Here is a 21,870-nt window from a genome sequence, read left to right as displayed (position 1 = left end):
ATTTTTTTTTGTGTGGGCGGTTATCGGGTTTTGGGGTGCATATCCGTTGCTGCGGTGATGGCTTCTTGCGGTTTCGCCCTTACGGCGAGTCACCTTTTCCAGACGCCGAAAAGGTAACCCAAAAGGCTTTGCCCTGACGTTCGGCCCTCGCTGTGGCTCGGGTTTCTTCGCTCCGGGATTGATCAGGGGGCATCGCCTCCGGTTTGCTGCGCTGCACCTCCTCTCGATGTGTTCGACTTCGTCGAACGGTCGCTACGCTCCCACCCCCGGATCAATCCCTCCACTCAGCCTGCCGACGGGCGCTCGAAATCAAAAGCGGTACTCGAGCTAACGCTCATTGTGATGAGTGGTGAAAAGCGAAGTGCGGTTTTCGGATGGATCTCAAAACCTGTGGGGGCTGGCTTGCCAGCGATGGCGGCCTGAGGGCCGACCAATCTCTCCCGGATGTCCACACCCCCTGTAGGAGCTGCCGAAGGCTGCGATCTTTTGATCTGGCTTTTGCTGTCGCTTTTGATCTCCAGCCCCATCGGCAGGCCGAGCGTAGGCGCTCATCAGGGGTAGGCGCGCAGCGCCGTGCGGCGAAGCCGCATACATCGAGAGGAGGTGCAGCGCAGCAAACCGGAGGCGATGCCCCTAATGGGCGCCGTAGCGAGGGAACACTGAGCCTAGGCGAAGTGCCGTACGTCAGGGTAAAGCCTTTTGGGTTACCTTTTCGCTGGGCCGGCATCCCGGCGTTTGGAAAAGGTGACCCGCCGTAAGGGCGGAACCCTAAGAAGCCATCACCGCAGCAACGGATATGCCCCCAACCCAAAAACCGCCACACAAACAAAAACGGCCCCTATAAAAATAGAGGCCGTTCCCGAATGCAACTCAAGACATCAAAGCAAAAGAAATCTTATTTGCGATCTTCCAGCTTGGTAATGTCCCGCGACTCATACCCAGTGTACAGCTGACGCGGACGGCCAATCTTATACGGGCTGGAGAGCATCTCTTTCCAGTGCGAAATCCAGCCAACAGTACGTGCCAGCGCGAAAATCACAGTGAACATGCTGGTCGGAATGCCGATCGCCTTGAGGATGATACCCGAGTAGAAGTCGACGTTCGGATACAGCGAGCGCTCGATGAAGTACGGGTCGGTCAGCGCGATCTCTTCCAGGCGCATGGCCAGTTCGAGTTGCGGATCGTTTTTGATGCCCAGTTCTTTCAGCACTTCGTCGCAAGTCTTTTTCATGACGGTAGCGCGCGGATCGCGATTTTTGTAAACGCGGTGACCGAAGCCCATCAGCTTGAACGGATCGTTCTTGTCCTTGGCCTTGGCGATGAACTTGTCGATGTTCGAGACATCGCCGATTTCATCGAGCATGGTCAATACGGCTTCGTTCGCACCGCCGTGGGCAGGGCCCCACAGTGCGGCGATACCGGCGGCGATACAGGCAAACGGGTTGGCACCCGAAGAGCCCGCCAGACGTACGGTGGAGGTCGACGCGTTCTGCTCGTGGTCGGCATGCAGGATGAAGATCTTGTCCATGGCCTTGGCGAGCACCGGGCTGATCGGTTTGATCTCGCACGGGGTGTTGAACATCATGTGCAGGAAGTTTTCCGCGTACGTCAGGTCGTTGCGCGGGTACATCATGGGTTGACCCATGGAGTACTTGTAAACCATCGCTGCCAGCGTCGGCATCTTGGCAACCAGGCGGATCGCGGAGATTTCGCGATGCTGCGGGTTATTGATGTCCAGGGAGTCGTGGTAGAAGGCCGAGAGGGCGCCGACTACGCCGCACATGACGGCCATCGGGTGGGCGTCGCGACGGAAGCCGTTGAAGAAGGTTTTCAACTGCTCGTGAACCATCGTGTGGTTTTTCACGGTGCTGACGAACTGGGCCTTCTGTTCTGCAGTCGGCAATTCGCCGTTGAGCAACAGATAGCAGGTTTCCAGGTAGTCCGACTGTTCAGCCAGTTGTTCGATCGGGTAGCCACGGTGCAACAGAATGCCGTTGTCGCCGTCGATATAAGTGATCTTCGATTCGCACGAGGCGGTCGACATGAAACCCGGGTCAAACGTGAAGCGGCCCGTGGCCGTCAGGCCCCGAACATCGATAACATCGGGACCAACGGTGCCGGTTAAAATGGGCAGCTCGACGGGGGCTGCGCCCTCGATGATCAACTGCGCTTTTTTGTCAGCCATGTGGCCTCCTATTTATGCTTGAAATCATCAGACAGACCCCCCACGCAGGGCCCGCACCACTATAGTGAGATAAATTCGAATGTCAATTTGCCTAAAGTCTTGCTCCAGAAGGCTTTAACCGTACTTTTTCCTCGAAATTGCCTGCCATTTACGCCTTTTATTCAACTTGTGCAATCCGCTATTGGGGGTAGGTGATTGCGTTGTCATTAGTAGCCTAACTGTCTATACTCGGCGACCGACCGCCAAGGGCTTTTGGGCTTGCTTTCATTGGGGGTCGCATCCCTGGGTGGTGGTTACCTGACCAGTGCACTCCCCAACAACTTTGCCCTGATTGTTAGGGGCTCTTCAGTGTGAAAAAAAAGCCGTGAAAAGCCAACGACCTGTAAACCTAGACCTAAGGACCATCAAACTCCCCATCACCGGCGTTACGTCGTTTCTTCACCGTGTTTCCGGCATCATCCTCTTCCTGGGCCTTGGCATCATGCTTTATGCATTGGGCAAATCCCTGGGTTCCGAGGAAGGTTATGTCGAGGTGAAGGCATGCTTGACCAGTCCGCTGGCCAAGTTCGTAGCATGGGGCCTTCTGTCCGCTCTGCTGTATCACCTGGTTGCCGGCGTGCGCCACTTGATCATGGACATGGGCATCGGTGAGACGCTGGAAGGCGGCCGCCTGGGCTCGAAAATCATCATCGCCATTTCCGTGGTGCTGATCGTTCTGGCAGGAGTTTGGATATGGTAACCAGCGTTACGAACCTTTCGCGTTCGGGCCTCTATGACTGGATGGCGCAGCGTGTGTCTGCGGTCGTTCTCGCGGCTTATTTCATCTTCCTGATCGGCTACCTCGCCGCGAACCCTGGCATTGGCTACGAGCAATGGCACGGCCTGTTCGCTCACAACGGGATGCGTATCTTCAGTCTGCTGGCCCTCGTTGCCCTGGGCGCTCACGCCTGGGTCGGCATGTGGACCATCGCGACCGACTACCTGACGCCGATGGCGCTGGGCAAGTCCGCGACTGCAGTACGTTTCCTTTTCCAGGCAGTATGCGGCGTCGCGATGTTCGCTTACTTCGTCTGGGGTGTGCAGATTCTCTGGGGTATCTGATTCATGGCTAACATTCCAACGATTTCTTTCGACGCCATCATTATTGGTGGCGGCGGTGCTGGCATGCGCGCAGCGCTGCAACTGGCACAGGGCGGTCACAAGACTGCCGTGATCACCAAGGTTTTCCCGACTCGTTCGCACACTGTATCGGCTCAGGGTGGCATCACCTGCGCGATCGCTTCTGCCGATCCGAACGATGACTGGCGCTGGCACATGTACGATACCGTCAAGGGTTCCGACTATATCGGTGACCAGGACGCTATCGAATACATGTGTCAGGAAGGCCCGGCTGCCGTTTACGAGCTTGACCACATGGGCATGCCGTTCTCGCGTACCGAACAGGGCCGCATCTACCAGCGTCCGTTCGGCGGTCAGTCGAAGGATTACGGTAAAGGCGGGCAGGCTGCCCGTACTTGCGCCGCTTCCGACCGTACCGGTCACGCGCTGCTGCACACCCTTTATCAGGGCAACCTGAAAGCCGGCACTGTGTTCCTCAACGAGTACTACGCTGTCGATCTGGTGAAAAACCAGAAGGGCGAGTTCGTTGGTGTGATCGCAATCTGCATCGAAACCGGCGAAACCACCTACATCCGCGCCAAGGCTACTGTTCTGGCTACCGGCGGTGCAGGTCGTATCTACGCTTCCACCACCAACGCCCTGATCAACACCGGTGACGGCGTCGGCATGGCTCTGCGTGCAGGCGTGCCGGTACAAGACATCGAAATGTGGCAGTTCCACCCGACCGGCATCGCCGGCGCCGGTGTACTGGTTACCGAAGGTTGCCGTGGTGAAGGTGGATACCTGATCAACAAGCACGGCGAGCGTTTCATGGAGCGTTATGCTCCGAACGCCAAAGACCTTGCCGGTCGTGACGTGGTTGCCCGCTCGATGGTTAAAGAGATCATCGCCGGTAACGGTTGCGGTCCGAATGGCGACCACGTAATGCTCAAACTCGACCACTTGGGCGAGGAAGTGCTGCACAGCCGTCTGCCAGGCATCTGCGAACTGTCGAAGACTTTCGCCCACGTTGACCCGGTTGTTGCTCCGGTTCCGGTGGTTCCGACTTGCCACTATATGATGGGCGGCGTGCCGACCAACATTCACGGTCAGGCGATCACCCAGAACGCTGATGGCGAAGACCAGATCATTCATGGTCTGTTCGCGGTAGGCGAAGTGGCTTGCGTATCGGTTCACGGTGCCAACCGTCTGGGCGGCAACTCGTTGCTCGACCTGGTGGTATTCGGCCGCGCAGCCGGTCTGCATCTGGAAAAAGCGCTGACTGACGGCATCGAATACGATGACGCCATCGAAGCTGACATCGATGCAGCCCTGTCGCGTCTGAACGCACTCAACACCCGTACCGACGGCGAAGACGTTGCTACCCTGCGTCGCGAGCTGCAAAGCTGCATGCAGAACTACTTCGGTGTGTTCCGCACCGGCGAATACATGCAGAAAGGTATCGCCCAGCTGGCTGACCTGCGTACGCGTATCGCCAACGTCAAGATCAACGATAAGTCGCAGGCGTTCAACACTGCACGTATCGAAGCGCTTGAGCTGCAAAACCTGCTGGAAGTCGCTGAAGCTACTGCTATCGCGGCCGAAGTCCGTAAAGAGTCCCGCGGCGCGCACGCCCGTGAAGACTTTGAAGATCGTGACGACGAAAACTGGCTGTGCCACACCCTGTACTTCCCGGGTGAAAAGCGCGTCGCCAAGCGTGCCGTGAACTTCTCGCCGAAAACTGTTCCGACTTTTGAACCTAAGATTCGGACTTATTAAGGGTGGCCGCCATGTTGCAAGTCAGCGTTTATCGTTACAACCCTGATCAGGACGCCGCGCCGTTCATGCAGGAATTCCAGATCGATACCGGTGGTAAAGATCTGATGGTGCTAGACGTGCTGGCCCTGATCAAAGAGCAGGACGAGGGTTTCTCCTATCGTCGCTCTTGCCGTGAAGGTGTCTGCGGTTCCGACGGCATGAACATCAACGGCAAAAACGGTCTGGCGTGCGTTACGCCGCTGTCCGCTGTCGTAAAAGGCAACAAGTTGATCGTTCGTCCGCTGCCAGGTTTGCCGGTTATCCGTGACCTGGTTGTCGATATGAGCATCTTCTACAAGCAATACGAGAAGGTTAAGCCATTCCTGCAGAACGATACGCCGGCTCCGGCCATCGAGCGTCTGCAGTCCCCTGAAGAGCGTGAAAAGCTTGACGGTCTGTACGAGTGCATCCTGTGCGCTTGCTGCTCGACTTCTTGCCCGTCCTTCTGGTGGAACCCGGACAAGTTCCTGGGTCCAGCTGCTCTGCTGCAAGCGTATCGCTTCCTGGCAGACAGCCGTGACACCAAGACATCCGAGCGTCTGGCTTCGCTCGATGACCCGTTCAGCGTTTTCCGCTGCCGGGGCATCATGAACTGCGTCAACGTATGTCCGAAAGGCCTGAACCCGACTAAGGCCATCGGTCACATCCGTAACATGTTGCTCTCCAGCGGCGTGTGATTCAGCCGATGTACCTGTAGCACCGCAACAACTGTAGAGGCCGTGGCGCGGGCTTCAACCCGCGCCAAGGCTATAACCAGAGCAGCAGCCATAAGCTGCGGCTCTTATTTTGAAGAAATGAGACAAGCAGGGGCATCCGGGCTGGTACCCGGACTATCAGTGTGATCCTAAGTGGCTTGTTTTAGTCGCTGCATTCGGACTTCTGCAAGTTTGCTCGGTGTCGACATCGATGGTGTTCCCCTAACCGAGGGTGACCAAGCATGCAAGAAAGCGTGATGCAGCGCATGTGGAACAGCGCCTACCTTTCAGGTGGAAACGCTGCCTATGTGGAAGAGCTCTACGAGCTCTACCTGCACGACCCTAACGCTGTGCCAGAAGAGTGGCGCACCTACTTTCAGAAGCTGCCTGCCGACGGCGGCTCTGCCACTGATGTTTCGCACTCCACAATTCGCGATCATTTCGTGCTGCTGGCAAAGAACCAGCGCCGCGCTCAACCGGTTTCCGCCGGGAGCGTGAGCAGTGAGCACGAGAAGAAGCAAGTTGAAGTGCTGCGATTGATCCAGGCCTACCGTATGCGTGGCCACCAGGCAGCCCAGCTTGACCCGCTGGGGCTGTGGCAGCGTCCTGCACCTGCAGACCTGTCGATCAATCATTACGGCTTGACCAATGCCGATCTTGATACGACCTTCCGTGCCGGCGACCTGTTCATCGGCAAAGAGGAAGCGAGCCTACGCGAAATTCACGAAGCGTTGCAGCAGACATATTGCCGCACCATCGGCGCTGAATTCACGCACATCACCGATTCCGAGCAGCGTCACTGGTTCCAGCAGCGTCTGGAAAGCGTGCGCGGCCGTCCAACGTACTCCGCCGACATCAAGAGCCACCTGCTCGAGCGCGTCACCGCCGGCGAAGGTCTGGAAAAATACCTGGGTACCAAATACCCGGGTACCAAGCGTTTCGGTCTGGAAGGCGGCGAGAGCCTGATTCCGATGCTCGACGAGCTGATCCAGCGTTCCGGTTCCTACGGGACCAAGGAAGTCGTGATCGGCATGGCCCACCGTGGCCGTCTCAACGTGCTGGTCAACACCTTCGGCAAGAACCCTCGTGAGCTGTTCGACGAGTTCGAAGGCAAGAAGAAGGTCGAGCTGGGTTCCGGTGACGTTAAATATCACCAGGGCTTCTCGTCCAACGTGATGACCACCGGCGGTGAAGTTCACCTGGCGATGGCGTTCAACCCGTCTCACCTGGAAATCGTTTCCCCGGTGGTAGAAGGTTCGGTTCGCGCCCGTCAGGATCGTCGTAACGACCCTACCGGTGAGAAGGTTCTGCCGATCTCGATCCACGGTGACGCGGCATTCGCCGGTCAGGGCGTGGTGATGGAAACCTTCCAGATGTCGCAGACCCGCGGTTTCAAGACCGGCGGTACCGTGCACATCGTGATCAACAACCAGGTTGGTTTCACCATCAGCAACCCGCTGGACTCGCGTTCCACCGAGTACGCGACCGACGTTGCGAAAATGATCCAGGCGCCGATCCTCCATGTAAATGGTGATGATCCGGAAGCCGTATTGTTCGTGACCCAGCTCGCCATCGACTACCGCATGCAGTTCAAGCGTGACGTGGTAATCGACCTGGTCTGCTACCGTCGTCGCGGCCACAACGAAGCTGACGAACCTAGCGGCACCCAGCCTCTGATGTACCAGCAGATCACCAAACAGCGCACTACCCGTGAGCTGTACGCTGACAGTCTGACCCAGAGCGGTGTGCTCGACGTTGAGCGTGTTCAGGCGAAAGTCGACGAATACCGCAACGCGCTGGACAACGGTCTGCACGTAGTGAAAAGCCTGGTCAAAGAACCGAACAAAGAGTTGTTCGTGGACTGGCGTCCATATCTGGGCCATGCCTGGACTGCGCGTCACGACACGAGTTTCGACCTGAAGACCTTGCAGGAACTGTCCGCCAAGCTGCTGGAAATTCCGGAAGGCTTCGTGGTTCAGCGCCAGGTTGCGAAGATCTACGAAGATCGCCAGAAAATGCAAGCCGGCGGCCTGCCGATCAACTGGGGTTACGCCGAAACCATGGCGTACGCGACCCTGGCGTTCGAAGGTCACCCGATTCGCATGACCGGTCAGGACATCGGCCGCGGTACGTTCTCGCACCGTCACGCTGTGCTGCACAATCAGAAAGATGCTGGCACTTACATTCCGTTGCAGCACCTGTACGACGGTCAGCCGCGTTTTGACCTGTACGACTCGTTCCTGTCGGAAGAAGCCGTTCTGGCGTTCGAATACGGTTACTCGACCACCACGCCGGATGCGCTGGTGATCTGGGAAGCCCAGTTCGGCGACTTCGCCAACGGTGCCCAAGTGGTTATCGACCAGTTCATCACCAGCGGCGAGCACAAGTGGGGCCGTCTGTGCGGTCTGACCATGCTGCTGCCGCACGGTTATGAAGGTCAGGGTCCTGAGCACTCTTCGGCTCGTCTGGAGCGTTACCTGCAACTGTGCGCCGAGCACAACATTCAGGTAGCTGTACCGACCACGCCGGCTCAGATCTACCACTTGCTGCGTCGTCAGGTGATTCGCCCGCTGCGCAAACCATTGGTCGTCCTGACTCCTAAGTCGCTGCTGCGCCACAAGCTGGCCGTCTCGACTCTGGAAGATCTGGCCGAAGGTTCGTTCCAGACCGTGATCCCGGAAATCGACGTACTGGACCCGCAAAAGGTCGAGCGCGTAGTTCTGTGTAGCGGCAAGGTCTACTACGACCTGCTGGAAAAACGCCGTGCCGAAGGCCGCGAAGATATCGCCATTGTGCGTATCGAGCAGCTGTACCCGTTCCCTGAGGACGACTTGAAAGAAGTCCTGGCTCCTTACACCAACGCCAAACATGCCGTCTGGTGTCAGGAAGAGCCAATGAACCAGGGCGCCTGGTACTGCAGCCAGCATCACTTGCGCCGCAGCATCAGCAACCTCGACAAGTCTCTCGTACTTGAGTACGCGGGCCGTGAGGCTTCTGCTGCACCTGCTTGTGGTTACGCATCGATGCACGCCGAGCAGCAGGAAAAACTGCTGCAAGCCGCGTTTACCGTTTAACGCCTTCGCGCACCTGAAACCGAATTTAAGGAACTACAGATAATGGCTATCGAGATCAAAGCCCCCACTTTCCCGGAATCGGTTGCCGATGGCACCGTTGCCACCTGGCACAAGCAACCGGGCGACGCCGTCAAGCGTGACGACCTGATCGTCGACATCGAAACTGACAAAGTCGTACTGGAAGTTCTGGCTACCGCCGACGGCGTGCTGGGCGCAATCGTCAAGAACGAAGGCGACACCGTTCTGTCCGACGAAGTCCTGGGCTCCATCGAAGCGGGCGGCGCTGCTGCCGCTGCTCCGGCTGCCGCTGCTGCTCCGGCCGCTGCACAGGCTGCTGCTCCAGCTGCCGCCGGCGCTGACGAAGATGCTATCGCTGCGCCTGCTGCGCGCAAGCTGGCTGAAGAAAACGGCATCAACCTGGCGTCCGTAAAAGGCACTGGTAAAGATGGCCGTGTGACCAAGGAAGACGTGGTTGCCGCTGTTGAAGCCAAGAAAGCTGCACCGGCTGCTGCACCGGCCAAGGCTGCCGCTCCATCGGCCGCTGCCCCGGTACTGGCTGCTGGCGATCGCGTCGAGAAGCGCGTGCCAATGACCCGCGTTCGCGCCACCGTGGCCAAGCGTCTGGTTGAAGCACAGTCGAACATGGCGATGCTGACCACTTTCAACGAAGTCGACATGACCGAAGTCATGGCCCTGCGTTCGAAGTACAAGGACCTGTTCGAGAAGTCGCACAACGGCGTGCGCCTGGGCTTCATGTCGTTCTTCGTCAAGGCTGCCACCGAAGCGCTGAAACGCTTCCCGGCGGTCAACGCTTCGATCGACGGTGCAGACATCGTTTACCACGGCTACGCCGACGTTGGTGTTGCTGTTTCCAGCGACCGCGGTCTGGTGGTTCCGGTTCTGCGTAACGCCGAACTGATGAGCCTGGCTGAAATCGAAGGCGGCATCGCCACCTTCGGCAAGAAAGCCCGTGACGGCAAACTGTCGATGGACGAAATGACCGGCGGTACGTTCACCATCACTAACGGTGGTACCTTCGGTTCGATGATGTCGACTCCGATCGTCAACCCGCCGCAGGCAGCGATTCTGGGCATGCACAACATCATCCAGCGTCCGATGGCCATCAACGGTCAGGTCGTGATCCGTCCAATGATGTACCTGGCACTGTCCTACGATCACCGTCTGATCGATGGCAAAGAAGCTGTGACCTTCCTGGTGACCATCAAGAACCTGCTGGAAGATCCGGCTCGTCTGTTGCTGGATATCTGATAGAAGCAGTCACGCGCTGCAAGCTTCAAGCTGCACGAAAAGGCAGCCTGGCTTGCAGCGCGCGGCTTGAAGCTTTTCGCTCAAGAGGATTTTTTGAATGTCGCAGAAATTTGACGTAGTAGTGATCGGTGCTGGCCCTGGTGGCTACGTGGCAGCTATCAAAGCCGCTCAGTTGGGCCTCACCACTGCCTGCATCGAGAAGTACACCGACAAGGAAGACAAACTGGCGCTGGGCGGCACTTGCCTGAACGTCGGCTGCATTCCTTCCAAGGCGCTGCTGGACAGCTCCTGGAAATACAAGGAAGCGAAAGAAAGCTTCAACGTTCACGGTATCTCGACCGGCGAAGTCAAAATGGACGTCGCTGCGATGGTTGGCCGCAAGGCTGGCATCGTCAAGAACCTGACCGGCGGCGTTGCTACCCTGTTCAAGGCCAACGGCGTTACTTCGATCCAGGGCCACGGCAAACTGCTGGCTGGCAAGAAAGTCGAAGTCACCAAGCCTGACGGTTCGGTAGAAATCATCGAAGCCGAAAACGTCATCCTGGCTCCAGGTTCGCGTCCGATCGACATTCCACCGGCTCCGGTCGACCAGAATGTCATCGTTGATTCGACTGGCGCACTGGAATTCCAATCGGTACCAAAACGTCTGGGCGTGATCGGCGCTGGCGTGATCGGCCTGGAACTGGGTTCGGTATGGTCGCGTCTGGGTTCGGAAGTGGTTGTCCTGGAAGCGCTGGACACTTTCCTGATGGCAGCGGATACCGCTGTTTCCAAGGAAGCGCTGAAAACCCTGACCAAACAGGGTCTGGACATCAAACTGGGCGCTCGCGTCACCGGTTCGAAAGTCAACGGCAACGAAGTTGTCGTTAACTACACCGATGCCAATGGCGAACAGACCATCACTTTCGACAAGTTGATCGTAGCAGTTGGTCGCCGTCCGGTGACCACTGATCTGCTGGCTTCCGACAGCGGCGTGACCCTCGACGAGCGCGGTTTCGTGCACGTTGATGATCACTGCGCCACCACCGTACCGGGCGTTTTCGCCATCGGTGACGTGGTACGCGGCATGATGCTGGCTCACAAGGCATCCGAAGAAGGCATCATGGTTGTCGAGCGCATCAAGGGCCACAAAGCCCAGATGAACTATGACTTGATCCCTTCGGTTATTTATACTCACCCGGAAATCGCGTGGGTTGGCAAAACCGAGCAGGCCTTGAAAGCCGAAGGCGTTGAAGTTAACGTCGGCACCTTCCCGTTCGCCGCTTCCGGCCGTGCCATGGCCGCCAACGATACCGGTGGTTTCGTCAAGGTCATCGCTGATGCCAAGACCGACCGCGTATTGGGCGTGCACGTGATTGGTCCGAGCGCTGCAGAGCTGGTTCAGCAGGGCGCGATCGGTATGGAATTCGGCACCAGCGCTGAAGACCTGGGCATGATGGTTTTCTCCCATCCGACCCTGTCTGAAGCCTTGCACGAAGCTGCTCTGGCTGTGAATGGCGGCGCCATCCACATTGCCAACCGCAAAAAGCGTTAAGACACAATAAGAAACCACGGCGGTAATGGCCCGTCGTGAGCCTTGCGAGCAAGACTCACCGCGGAAAGTCCGCTGGACGCAGTCTTGCGTAGCTCAGCTACGCAAGCAGCAGTCACAGGTGGCGCGGCACTCATCAAGAGCGCAGCGCCGAATGCGCAGTACCTAACGAAGACGGTAATAAGCATGAATCTTCACGAGTATCAGGGTAAGCAGCTGTTCGCTGAATACGGCCTGCCAGTTTCCACTGGTTACGCAGTAGACACCCCGGAAGCAGCAGCAGAAGCTTGCGACAAAATCGGCGGCAGTGAGTGGGTTGTCAAAGCCCAGGTCCACGCTGGTGGTCGCGGTAAAGCGGGCGGCGTAAAGCTGGTTCGTAGCAGAGAAGACGCCAAAGCCTTCGCACAGCAGTGGCTGGGCAAGCGTCTGGTGACTTACCAGACTGACGCCAATGGCCAGCCAGTCACCAAGATCCTGGTTGAATCGTGCACTGATATCGCTAAAGAGCTGTACCTGGGCGCTGTCGTTGACCGTTCGAGCCGTCGCATCGTGTTCATGGCTTCCACCGAAGGTGGCGTGGACATCGAGAAGATCGCTCACGAAACCCCAGAAAAAATTCTCAAGGCCACTATCGATCCACTGGTTGGCGCTCAGCCATTCCAGGGTCGCGAGCTGGCATTCCAGCTGGGTCTGGAAGGCAAGCAGGTTGCTCAGTTCGCCAAGATCTTCGTAGGTCTGGCCAAACTGTTCAAGGATCACGACCTGGCTCTGCTGGAAGTGAACCCGCTGGTGATCAAGGCTGACGGCGATCTGCACTGCCTCGACGCCAAGATCAACATCGACGCCAACGCCATGTACCGTCAGCCTAAGCTGAAGACTTTCCACGATCCGTCGCAAGACGATCCGCGCGAAGCGCATGCTGCCAAGTTCGAATTGAACTACGTAGCACTGGAAGGCAACATCGGTTGCATGGTCAACGGTGCTGGCCTGGCCATGGGTACCATGGACATCGTCAACCTGCATGGCGGTAAACCAGCCAACTTCCTCGACGTGGGCGGCGGTGCTACCAAAGAACGCGTTACCGAAGCGTTCAAGATCATCCTGTCCGACTCCAACGTCGCTGCAGTACTGGTCAACATCTTCGGCGGCATCGTTCGTTGCGACATGATTGCCGAAGGCATCATCGGTGCAGTGAAAGAAGTCGGCGTGAAAATCCCGGTTGTTGTTCGTCTTGAAGGCAACAACGCTGAACTGGGCGCTAAAGTACTGGCAGAAAGCGGTTTGAACATCATCGCTGCTACCAGCCTGACCGACGCTGCTCAACAAGTCGTTAAAGCTGCGGAGGGCAAGTAATGAGCGTCCTGATCAATAAAGACACCAAAGTTATCTGCCAGGGTATTACCGGTTCGCAAGGTAGTTTCCACACCCAGCAAGCCATCGAATACGGCACCAAGATGGTTGGTGGCGTAACTCCGGGCAAGGGCGGCACCGAGCACCTGGGTCTGCCAGTGTTCAACACTGTGAAAGACGCTGTAGCGGCCACTGGCGCTACCGCCAGCGTGATCTACGTTCCGGCTCCTTTCTGCAAGGACTCGATCCTGGAAGCGGCTTTCGGCGGCATCAAGCTGATCGTCTGCATCACCGAAGGCATTCCTACCCTGGACATGCTGGATGCCAAAGTAGTTTGCGACGAGCTGGGCATTGTCCTGATCGGTCCTAACTGCCCAGGCGTGATCACTCCAGGCGAATGCAAGATCGGCATCATGCCAGGTCACATTCACTTGCCAGGTAAAGTCGGTATCGTTTCGCGTTCCGGCACCCTGACCTACGAAGCTGTGAAGCAGACTACTGACGCCGGTTTCGGTCAGTCGACTTGCGTCGGCATCGGTGGTGACCCGATCCCGGGTTCGAACTTCATCGACATCCTGAAGCTGTTCCAGGAAGACCCGAAGACCGAAGCGATCGTTATGATCGGTGAGATCGGCGGTTCGGCTGAAGAAGAAGCTGCTGCCTACATCAAGGCACACGTGACCAAGCCGGTTGTTTCCTACATCGCTGGTGTGACTGCTCCTCCGGGCAAGCGCATGGGCCATGCTGGCGCAATCATCTCTGGCGGCAAAGGCACTGCAGACGAGAAATTCGCTGCTCTGCAAGACGCAGGTGTAAAAACCGTGCGTTCGCTGGCAGACATCGGCAAGGCCCTGGCCGAGCTGACCGGTTGGGCTGTCAAGTAAGCCTCGCGCTTAGCTGACGCTTCACCAGACAAAGGCCACCTTCGGGTGGCCTTTGTCATTTCTGGCATTCAAGAATGTTCAGTTGTGAAAAATAGATACGTAAATGCGACACAGCAACGTCGCGTATCGGATAGTTCGCCCTCTAACAGTGCGTTTGTCAGGCAAATTCGTTAGGCTAGCAGCCATTTTTGCGTCCGCCGCCCACAAGGCAGCACCGCGCTATAAGGGTCAATCCCATACGGATCGACAGCATTTCCCTAATCCCACAGGGCAATCCCCCTCTAAATTCCGATTCAGTAGTGTGGTATTTCCTTAATGAAAGTTTTGAAAGGTCAGGACATCCTGGCACTTGGTTTTATGACCTTCGCCCTGTTCGTCGGGGCCGGCAACATCATCTTCCCGCCTATCGTCGGTCTGCAGTCCGGGCCTCACGTCTGGATGGCAGCGCTGGGCTTCCTGATCACGGCGGTTGGCCTGCCGGTCATCACTGTCGTGGCGCTGGCCAAGGTCGGCGGTGCGATGGATGCCCTGAGCAGCCCGATCGGCAAAATCGCCGGTGGTGTGCTGGCAGCTGCGTGCTACCTCGCGGTCGGCCCGTTGTTCGCGACGCCACGCACTGCGACCGTATCGTTCGAAGTCGGTCTGGCGCCGTTGACCGGCGAAAGCCCGCTGGCGCTGTTCCTCTACAGCTCGGTGTACTTCCTGCTGGTGTTCTTCATCTCGCTGTATCCGGGCCGTCTGCTGGATACCGTAGGCCGCTTCCTCGCGCCGCTGAAGATCATCGCCCTGGCGGTGCTCGGCATTGCCGCGTTCGCGCTGCCGGCCGGTGACATCGGCGTGGCCACGCCGGAATACGTTGCGGCACCGTTCTCCCAAGGCTTCATCAATGGTTATCTGACCATGGATACCTTGGGCGCTCTGGTATTCGGCATCGTCATCGTCAACGCGATCCGCTCGCGTGGCGTCGAGTCGCCAGCGCTGATCACCCGTTACGCGATCATCGCCGGGCTGATTGCCGGCGTCGGTCTGGCGCTGGTGTATGTCAGCCTGTTCCGTCTCGGTTCCGGCAGCCATGAAGTGGCTGCGGGCGCTACCAACGGCGCCGCGGTGCTGCATGCTTACGTGCAACACACCTTCGGTTCGCTGGGCAGCGGTTTCCTTGCGGTGCTGATCTCACTGGCGTGTCTGGTGACTGCTGTGGGTCTGACCTGCGCCTGCGCCGAATACTTCAGCGGCGTGCTGCCGCTGTCCTACAAGACGTTGGTTATTATCCTTGCCGCGTTTTCGCTGCTGGTGTCCAACCTCGGCCTGACCAACCTGATCGCGTTCTCGATCCCGGTGCTCACCGCGATCTACCCGCCGTGCATCGTTCTGGTCGGCCTGAGCTTCTGCAAGGACTTCTGGCATGAGCACAGCCGCATTCTCGGCCCGGTGATGCTGGTGTCGTTTGTGTTCGGCAGCATCGACGCACTGAAAGGCGCTGGTCTGGCTGACTGGCTGCCGTCGCAAATGGCTCAGTTGCCGCTGAGCGAGCAGGGTCTGGCGTGGCTGGTGCCGTGCGTGATGACGCTGGTGGTCGCGATGGTATGCGACCGTCTGTTGGGCAAGCGCAGCGAAGCCCTCGCATAAGATTGCCGAGCCGCTACAAACGGCTGCTGAGCAATTAAACAGAAATGCCCCGTATCAATCGATACGGGGCATTTTTTATGGGCGTCAGGCAGTGTCTTTTTCTCTGAGCTAACGTCGAAGGGTTGCCGAAATATTCATCACAGGGAATTGCATGTCGTTCATTCAAGCCAATTTGATCCACCTGCTCGCCGCGCTGTGGTTTGTTACGTGCTGGGGCGGCTACACCCGTTACGCCTCCTGGAAGGGCCGCGACACCGCGTGCCTGGCCAGCGTGCTGCACCTGTACCGCGAAGACTGGATGCGCCGCATGCTCCTGCGTGACAACCGCATCGCCGACGCCAGCGTGATCGGCAACCTTGAGCGCAATGCCTCGTTCTTCGCTTCCAGCACCCTGATTATCCTCGCCGGTATTCTTACCGTGCTCGGTGCGTCCGAGCGGGCGGTGTCGTTGCTGGCGGATATTCCGATGGTGCAGCAGGCCTCGCAGGGCATGTCCGAGATCAAGTTGCTGTGTCTGGCGATGGTGTTTGTCTACGCGTTCTTCACCTTCAGCTGGTGCATGCGCCAGTACAACTTCGCGGCGATTCTGATCGGTTCGGCGCCGATGATTGGTGAGCGGCATGTCTCGGAGCAGGAGCGCAAAGCGTTCGCTTCGCGCGCCGCACGAGTCATTTCGATGGCGGCCAACCAGTTCAACTTCGGGCTGCGTTCCTACTACTTCGGCATGACCATGCTCGCCTGGTTCGTCAGCCCGTGGCTGTTCATGCTGATGAGCACGGGTGTGGTGCTGGTGTTGTATCGCCGCGAGTTCCATTCCGACGTTCTCGACGTGATGGTCTATACCCCTACAGAGGCGCCTCTTCCTGAGGCGAACAAAGAGGTCGTTTGAATGAGTATTCCGTTCTGGTGTGTGTTTGTCAGCGCGTTGATGATCTATGTGGCGCGTATGCCGGTGGGCAAGGCCATGAAAGAGCAGGGCGGTTACAACAACCACCTGCCGCGTCAGCAACAGGCGCAACTGACCGGCTACGGCGCAAGGGCGCTGGCTGCGCACCAGAACAGTATCGAAGCGTTCATATTGTTTGCGGTGGGTGTGTTGATGGCGCACACCACGCAAACGGCAGGATGGCTGATCGATACACTGGCGATCATTTTCGTCGTCGCGCGAATCCTCTACTTGTGGTTCTACCTGGCGGATCTGCCCACGCCTCGCAGTCTGGTATGGCTGGTGGGATTAGTGTGTTCGTTACTGCTGATGATCAGTCCGACATTCAAAACGTTATTGCTCTAGCTGACGGTCCTGCGGTTATGCAGATCATTGGGCGTTAGTGCAAATGACGTTGTAACATCCGGCTTCGGTTTTTCATGGAAGGCAGTTCTTGAAAGGATTTCACATGTGTAAGCCGCCATACCGTCGACTCGGTCGCTGGATATGGGGCCTTATGGCGTGCGCTGCTTTAGCGCAAGCTTCGCCACCCGTTGAGGCTGATGCGCCCGGGGTAAGGCGATTCGGCGATTTCCTGATCAGCCCGCGTGCAGACAGTGTCTATGGCCCGGGGCCGCACTACGCCATTGCGTTTCGGTCGCAGGAGTACTGGCCTTTCGGCGCCCGCGTAGTCAAAGAGGTGCGTCCGATCATAGCGCTGAGGGAAGGGCAGCCGATGCTTCTGGCCGTCACATCGGGCTACGATGGGGTCAGCACACTGCTCGTCAGCGTCCAGAACGGCACGCCCCTGTCGCGTCAGCTCAGCCCTCTCAAAAATGAAAAGTTTCCCGACTGGGGCGTGCCGCAACCAGGCCGTGAAGACATGTTGCTATTCGCCGAGTCCGGCCGTGCACTGGATACCCGAACGGGCGAAGTGCTGTGGTTCGATACGAGTGTCAAGGCCAACGGCAATCGGGTATGGGGAGATCTGCTGGCGGTGTCGCCCGACAATAGGCTGGCGGCGTACCTGACGTCCAAGGAAATATTGGTGGCCGGCCGAGAGGACGGCCTGACCGCCGCTTATCAGTTGCCACCCGATGCCAACGTTGGTGAGCTGACGGACATCTGGAGGGCGGCCCGCGCCCAATCAGCCCAGGCGCTCAAGAATGGCGTACCTCAAGTCAGCGAACACCGGCTGGCCCGGAATATGAAGATTGCCTGGTTTGCAACGCGCTTCCAATGGCAGGCCAAAAACGACACATGGGAACTGGTTGGCCGTGGCCTCGGCCCCGCACTTCCCCTGTCCGAGCGCTGAGTCTGATGAAAAATTCACTATCGGGTTGTGGCTTCCTGCTGTTGATAGGAATGGTGGTGTCGCTGGAGGGTTGTGTCAGTGACGATGGCGCGAGCAACAGAGAATTCCTCTCGGAAAATCTGGATGCCAGCCAGGCATTGCTCACCTTCGACGTCCAGTTCGCGTTGCCCCCGGATTACACACCCTCGCAAAATCAATTTCATGGCGATGACCGGATCACTCACGACGGTTTTCCTCATATCGAAGTGCCTTATTACCAGAAGGGTCTGGACGTCAGAGCAGGCCTGACCGGGCTGCCTTACATACTGCCAATTCCCTACCCGATACCGGGGATTGAGAAGGGACGCAGCGAATTCAAGGTATTTGGCGAGCGCCTGAACGAACAGCACTATCGTTTTGTGGTGCCGAGTAAATCGAGGTGGAACAGCGGTCATACCTTCGCTCTGCTGTTTCAACGTCGGCAGCGACATGAAACGATCACTTTTCGCTTCGATACGAAGACGTCCTGTGCATCGACATTGAACGTGATAACGCCGGAGTACGGCTATGTACTATCGGTCAGTGCAAAGTTCAAGGACGGGGTGGGCTGTCTGAAGGTGTGTGATGGTCGCCCGGGTTATCCCGGTGATTGTGCCTTTCAGCCGCTGGCAACTAGTGGTGGGTGAGTTGGTTTAGCAGCAAGTGACAGGCATAAGAAAACCCGCACTAGGCGGGTTTTCTTGTACAGCGATCAAAGCAAGAAGCAGCTTATTGCTTCTTGGCAGCTTCTTCTGCTGCAGCTTTGTTCGATTCAGCCTGAGCTTCGGCAGCTTTGGCGTTTTCTTTCGCTGCGTCGTTCACTTTATCCTGAGCTTTGTTCATGTCTTGCTGAGCTTGCTCAGCATGTTGGTTTGCATCTTGAGCTTTGTCCTCGGATTTTTTATCGCAGGCAGCGAGACCGAGGGAAGCGGTCAACATCAAGGCAATAGCTAAAGTCTTACGCATGGGGTGTTTCTCCTTATGGAAAATAACTACTGGCCTTTCGAGCACGGTCCCTCAGGTTAAGTTCCACGTTTCTTCTAGATATATAACTTTCTTTTACAGTGGAACTTTTAGTGCAGGCTCTACTACCTGAATTGACGACTAACGAGAGTAATTATCAAATGGCCGAAAACCTCGTTTTTGAACGTGCGACACGATTTCTCTCAGCCTTGCGCCACTGCCAGGTACTCGGATTGCAAGTGCATAGCGCGAGCAACGACGGCTTGACGGTGATCCTGCCATACAGCGAAAAAATCGTCGGCAACCCGCAGACCGGAGTCATTCATGGCGGCGCGCTGACCTCGTTGATGGACACTGCATGCGGCATGTCCACTCTGTGCGTGCTGCCGGAATTCGAGGTCTGCCCGACGCTCGACCTGCGTATCGACTATATGCACGCCGCCGAGCCGCACAAAGACGTCTACGGCTTCGCGCAATGCTACCGCGTCACCACCGACGTGATTTTCGCTCGCGGCTTCGCTTATCAGGATGACCCCGAGCAACCCATCGCCCATGTGGTCGGCACTTTCATGCGTATGGGTAAGAACATCAAAGGCACCAAAGGCTTCGGCGGCGCGATCAGGGGAGAAGGCCTGTGAGCGACGACCTCAAGCAGCAATTACAAGACGCTCACAAAAATGGCGACTACGCGCCGCTGCTGCAATTGATCCCCTACGCAGGTCTGATCGGCATCGAGTGTTCGCGCGTCGGCGATGAGCTGCTGTTCAAGCTGCCGGCGAACAAGGACAACATTGGTAACCCTTTATTGCCGGCGATCCACGGCGGGGTGATTGCCGGATTCATGGAGTTGTCCGCGGCCCTGCATCTGCTGATTTTTACCGGGGCGCCGGGTGTGCCGAAGATCATCGATTTCTCGCTGGATTACCTGCGCACCGGGCAGTTTCGCGACACCTGGGCCAAGTGTCAGGTGTGTCGTCAGGGTCGGCGTGTGGCCAACGTCGCGATCACTGCATGGCAGTCCACCGAGGGCGAACCGATCGCCACCGCGCGTGCGCATTTCAAAATTGATGAGCCCTTGAAATCCTGAACGCTGCCCCCAACTCAATGAACAACCCGCCGCCGACCATTTGGGTCGCGGCCAATGCCATCTGATTGGAGTTTGATGACCATGAGCGTGGAAACTCAAAAGGAAACCCTGGGCTTCCAGACCGAGGTGAAGCAATTGCTGCACCTCATGATTCATTCGCTGTATTCCAACAAGGAAATCTTCCTTCGCGAATTGATCTCGAACGCCTCTGATGCCGTCGACAAGTTGCGCTTCGAAGCCCTGGCCAAGCCAGAGTTGCTCGAAGGCGGTGCTGAACTGAAAATCCGTGTGAGCTTCGACAAGGCGGCCAACACCGTCACCCTCGAAGACAACGGCATCGGCATGAACCGCGACGATGTGGTCACCCACCTGGGTACCATCGCCAAGTCCGGCACTGCCGATTTCATGAAAAACCTGTCGGGCGATCAGAAGAAAGATTCGCACCTGATCGGTCAATTCGGTGTGGGTTTCTACTCCGCGTTCATCGTTGCCGACCAGGTTGACGTATACAGCCGTCGTGCCGGCGCACCTGCCAGCGAGGGCGTGCACTGGTCGTCGAAAGGCGAGGGCGAGTTTGAAGTCGCCAACGTCGAAAAAACCGAACGCGGTACGCGCATCGTCCTGCGCCTGAAATCCGGTGAAGACGAGTTCGCTGACGGCTACCGTCTGCGCAACATCATCAAGAAGTACTCCGACCACATCGCTCTGCCGATCGAAGTGCCGAAAGAAGTTGCGGCTGCCGAAGGCGAAGAGCAGCCGGCCGTTGAGTGGGAAACCGTCAACCGTGCCAGCGCTCTGTGGACCCGTCCGCGCACAGAAGTGAAGGACGAGGAATACCAGGAGTTCTACAAGCACATCGGTCACGATTACGAGAATCCTCTGAGCTGGACCCATAACAAGGTCGAAGGCAAGCTCGAATACACCTCGCTGTTGTACGTGCCGGCCCGTGCGCCATTCGATCTGTACCAGCGTGAAGCGCCGAAAGGCCTGAAGCTGTACGTGCAGCGCGTGTTCGTGATGGATCAGGCCGAGTCGTTCCTGCCGCTGTACCTGCGCTTCATCAAAGGCGTGGTCGATTCCAACGACCTGTCGCTGAACGTGTCGCGGGAAATCCTGCAGAAAGACCCGATCATCGACTCGATGAAATCGGCGCTGACCAAGCGCGTGCTGGACATGCTGGAAAAACTGGCGAAAAACGAGCCTGAGCAATACAAGAGCTTCTGGAAAAACTTCGGTCAGGTCATGAAAGAAGGCCCGGCAGAAGATTTCGCCAACAAGGAAAAAATCGCCGGTCTGCTGCGTTTCGCATCGACCAACACCGATGGCGAGCAAGTTGTCGGTCTGGCCGAATACCTGGCTCGCGCCAAGGAAGGTCAGGACAAGATCTACTACCTGACCGGCGAAACCTACGCGCAGGTCAAGAACAGCCCGCACCTGGAAGTCTTCCGCAAGAAAGGCATCGAAGTGCTGCTGCTGACCGACCGTATCGACGAGTGGCTGATGAGCTACCTGAGCGACTTCGACGGCAAGACCTTTGTCGACGTGGCGCGCGGTGACCTCGATCTGGGCAATCTGGATTCGGAAGAAGACAAGAAAGCCGCAGAAGAAGTCGCCAAGTCCAAAGAAGGTCTGGTTGAGCGTCTGAAGGCAGCGCTGGGCGATTCCGTGGCTGAAGTGCGGGTCTCCCATCGCCTGACCGATTCCCCAGCCATTCTGGCCATCGGCGAGCAGGACCTGGGTATGCAAATGCGCCAGATCCTCGAAGCGAGCGGGCAGAAGGTGCCGGAATCGAAGCCAATTTTCGAATTTAATCCGAGCCACGCGTTGATCGAGAAACTCGACAATGAGCCTGACGATGATCGCTTCCGCGACTTGTCGCACATCCTCCACGATCAGGCTGCGCTGGCTGCCGGCGAAAGCTTGAAAGACCCGGCCGATTATGTGCGTCGCCTGAACAAGCTGCTGGTCGAACTGTCAGCTTGATCACGTTGTAGGAAAAACCCGCTTCGGCGGGTTTTTTCATTCTGGT

Annotated in this window: 19 protein-coding genes; 17 read left to right on the top strand and 2 right to left on the bottom strand. The window is 57.5% G+C overall.

The window, feature by feature from the left end; translation table 11 throughout:
* Positions 1-895 precede the first annotated feature (895 nt).
* Positions 896-2,185, bottom strand: coding sequence for a citrate synthase (gene gltA, locus ACOI8A_RS23055; protein WP_071486445.1), 1,290 nt, complete (start codon positions 2,183-2,185; stop codon positions 896-898).
* Positions 2,186-2,549: 364 nt separating this feature from the next.
* On the opposite strand from gltA, the gene sdhC reads away from it, so the two are divergent.
* The 14 genes from sdhC (at position 2,550) to ACOI8A_RS22985 (ending at position 18,438) form a co-directional block, all read left to right on the top strand.
* A complete protein-coding gene (gene sdhC / locus ACOI8A_RS23050; protein ID WP_420648030.1) occupies positions 2,550-2,924 on the top strand; it encodes a succinate dehydrogenase, cytochrome b556 subunit in 375 nt (124 codons plus the stop codon).
* Complete coding sequence (sdhD, locus tag ACOI8A_RS23045; protein WP_045057756.1) at positions 2,918-3,286, top strand: succinate dehydrogenase, hydrophobic membrane anchor protein; 369 nt, start codon at positions 2,918-2,920, stop codon at positions 3,284-3,286. The genes sdhC and sdhD overlap by 7 nt, the downstream gene beginning before the upstream one ends.
* A 3-nt stretch (positions 3,287-3,289) precedes the next feature.
* Entirely contained in the window at positions 3,290-5,062 is a 1,773-nt protein-coding gene (sdhA, locus tag ACOI8A_RS23040) for a succinate dehydrogenase flavoprotein subunit (protein ID WP_420648031.1), read from the top strand.
* A gap of 11 nt (positions 5,063-5,073) precedes the next feature.
* Positions 5,074-5,778 (top strand): succinate dehydrogenase iron-sulfur subunit, encoded by a 705-nt coding sequence (locus ACOI8A_RS23035; protein ID WP_420648032.1) that lies wholly within the window; start codon positions 5,074-5,076, stop codon positions 5,776-5,778.
* 260 nt (positions 5,779-6,038) lie between these two features.
* Entirely contained in the window at positions 6,039-8,870 is a 2,832-nt protein-coding gene (locus ACOI8A_RS23030) for a 2-oxoglutarate dehydrogenase E1 component (RefSeq protein WP_420648033.1), read from the top strand.
* Positions 8,871-8,912: 42 nt separating this feature from the next.
* On the top strand, positions 8,913-10,139 hold the full coding sequence (gene odhB / locus ACOI8A_RS23025; RefSeq protein WP_420648034.1) for a 2-oxoglutarate dehydrogenase complex dihydrolipoyllysine-residue succinyltransferase: 1,227 nt from the start codon (positions 8,913-8,915) through the stop codon (positions 10,137-10,139).
* Between the two features lie 97 nt (positions 10,140-10,236).
* A complete protein-coding gene (gene lpdA, locus ACOI8A_RS23020) occupies positions 10,237-11,673 on the top strand; it encodes a dihydrolipoyl dehydrogenase (protein WP_420648035.1) in 1,437 nt (478 codons plus the stop codon).
* A 183-nt stretch (positions 11,674-11,856) separates the two neighbouring features.
* Positions 11,857-13,023: an ADP-forming succinate--CoA ligase subunit beta gene (gene sucC, locus ACOI8A_RS23015; protein WP_420648036.1), complete on the top strand. Its 1,167-nt coding sequence runs from the start codon at positions 11,857-11,859 to the stop codon at positions 13,021-13,023.
* Positions 13,023-13,904, top strand: coding sequence for a succinate--CoA ligase subunit alpha (sucD, locus tag ACOI8A_RS23010; protein WP_128608023.1), 882 nt, complete (start codon positions 13,023-13,025; stop codon positions 13,902-13,904). Before sucC ends, sucD begins: the two co-directional genes overlap by 1 nt.
* Positions 13,905-14,219: 315 nt before the next feature.
* Positions 14,220-15,533 carry a branched-chain amino acid transport system II carrier protein gene (brnQ, locus tag ACOI8A_RS23005; RefSeq protein WP_420648037.1) on the top strand — a complete coding sequence of 438 codons (1,314 nt, stop codon included), beginning with the start codon at positions 14,220-14,222 and terminating at the stop codon, positions 15,531-15,533.
* Positions 15,534-15,684: 151 nt separating this feature from the next.
* Entirely contained in the window at positions 15,685-16,422 is a 738-nt protein-coding gene (locus tag ACOI8A_RS23000; RefSeq protein WP_420648038.1) for a DUF599 domain-containing protein, read from the top strand.
* Entirely contained in the window at positions 16,423-16,824 is a 402-nt protein-coding gene (locus tag ACOI8A_RS22995; protein WP_420648039.1) for an MAPEG family protein, read from the top strand.
* Between the two features lie 370 nt (positions 16,825-17,194).
* Positions 17,195-17,773 carry a hypothetical protein gene (locus ACOI8A_RS22990; protein ID WP_420648040.1) on the top strand — a complete coding sequence of 193 codons (579 nt, stop codon included), beginning with the start codon at positions 17,195-17,197 and terminating at the stop codon, positions 17,771-17,773.
* Between the two features lie 5 nt (positions 17,774-17,778).
* Positions 17,779-18,438 (top strand): hypothetical protein, encoded by a 660-nt coding sequence (locus ACOI8A_RS22985; RefSeq protein ID WP_420648041.1) that lies wholly within the window; start codon positions 17,779-17,781, stop codon positions 18,436-18,438.
* Positions 18,439-18,520: 82 nt separating this feature from the next.
* On the opposite strand, the gene ACOI8A_RS22980 is transcribed toward ACOI8A_RS22985, so the two are convergent.
* Positions 18,521-18,757, bottom strand: a complete 237-nt coding sequence (locus ACOI8A_RS22980; RefSeq protein ID WP_420648042.1) for a hypothetical protein — start codon at positions 18,755-18,757, stop codon at positions 18,521-18,523.
* 158 nt (positions 18,758-18,915) lie between these two features.
* On the opposite strand from ACOI8A_RS22980, the gene ACOI8A_RS22975 reads away from it, so the two are divergent.
* From ACOI8A_RS22975 to htpG, 3 genes are all read left to right on the top strand, one after another.
* Positions 18,916-19,392 carry a PaaI family thioesterase gene (locus ACOI8A_RS22975; RefSeq protein WP_420648043.1) on the top strand — a complete coding sequence of 159 codons (477 nt, stop codon included), beginning with the start codon at positions 18,916-18,918 and terminating at the stop codon, positions 19,390-19,392.
* Complete coding sequence (locus tag ACOI8A_RS22970; protein ID WP_420648044.1) at positions 19,389-19,841, top strand: PaaI family thioesterase; 453 nt, start codon at positions 19,389-19,391, stop codon at positions 19,839-19,841. Before ACOI8A_RS22975 ends, ACOI8A_RS22970 begins: the two co-directional genes overlap by 4 nt.
* Positions 19,842-19,922: 81 nt before the next feature.
* Positions 19,923-21,824 (top strand): molecular chaperone HtpG, encoded by a 1,902-nt coding sequence (gene htpG, locus ACOI8A_RS22965; RefSeq protein WP_420648045.1) that lies wholly within the window; start codon positions 19,923-19,925, stop codon positions 21,822-21,824.
* Positions 21,825-21,870: the final 46 nt, after the last annotated feature.

Source organism: Pseudomonas sp. P4795 (assembly GCF_048822895.1).
Taxonomy (GTDB): domain Bacteria; phylum Pseudomonadota; class Gammaproteobacteria; order Pseudomonadales; family Pseudomonadaceae; genus Aquipseudomonas.
Note: the sequence above shows the minus strand (reverse complement) of the source record. Positions and strands in the feature narration are given on the sequence as shown.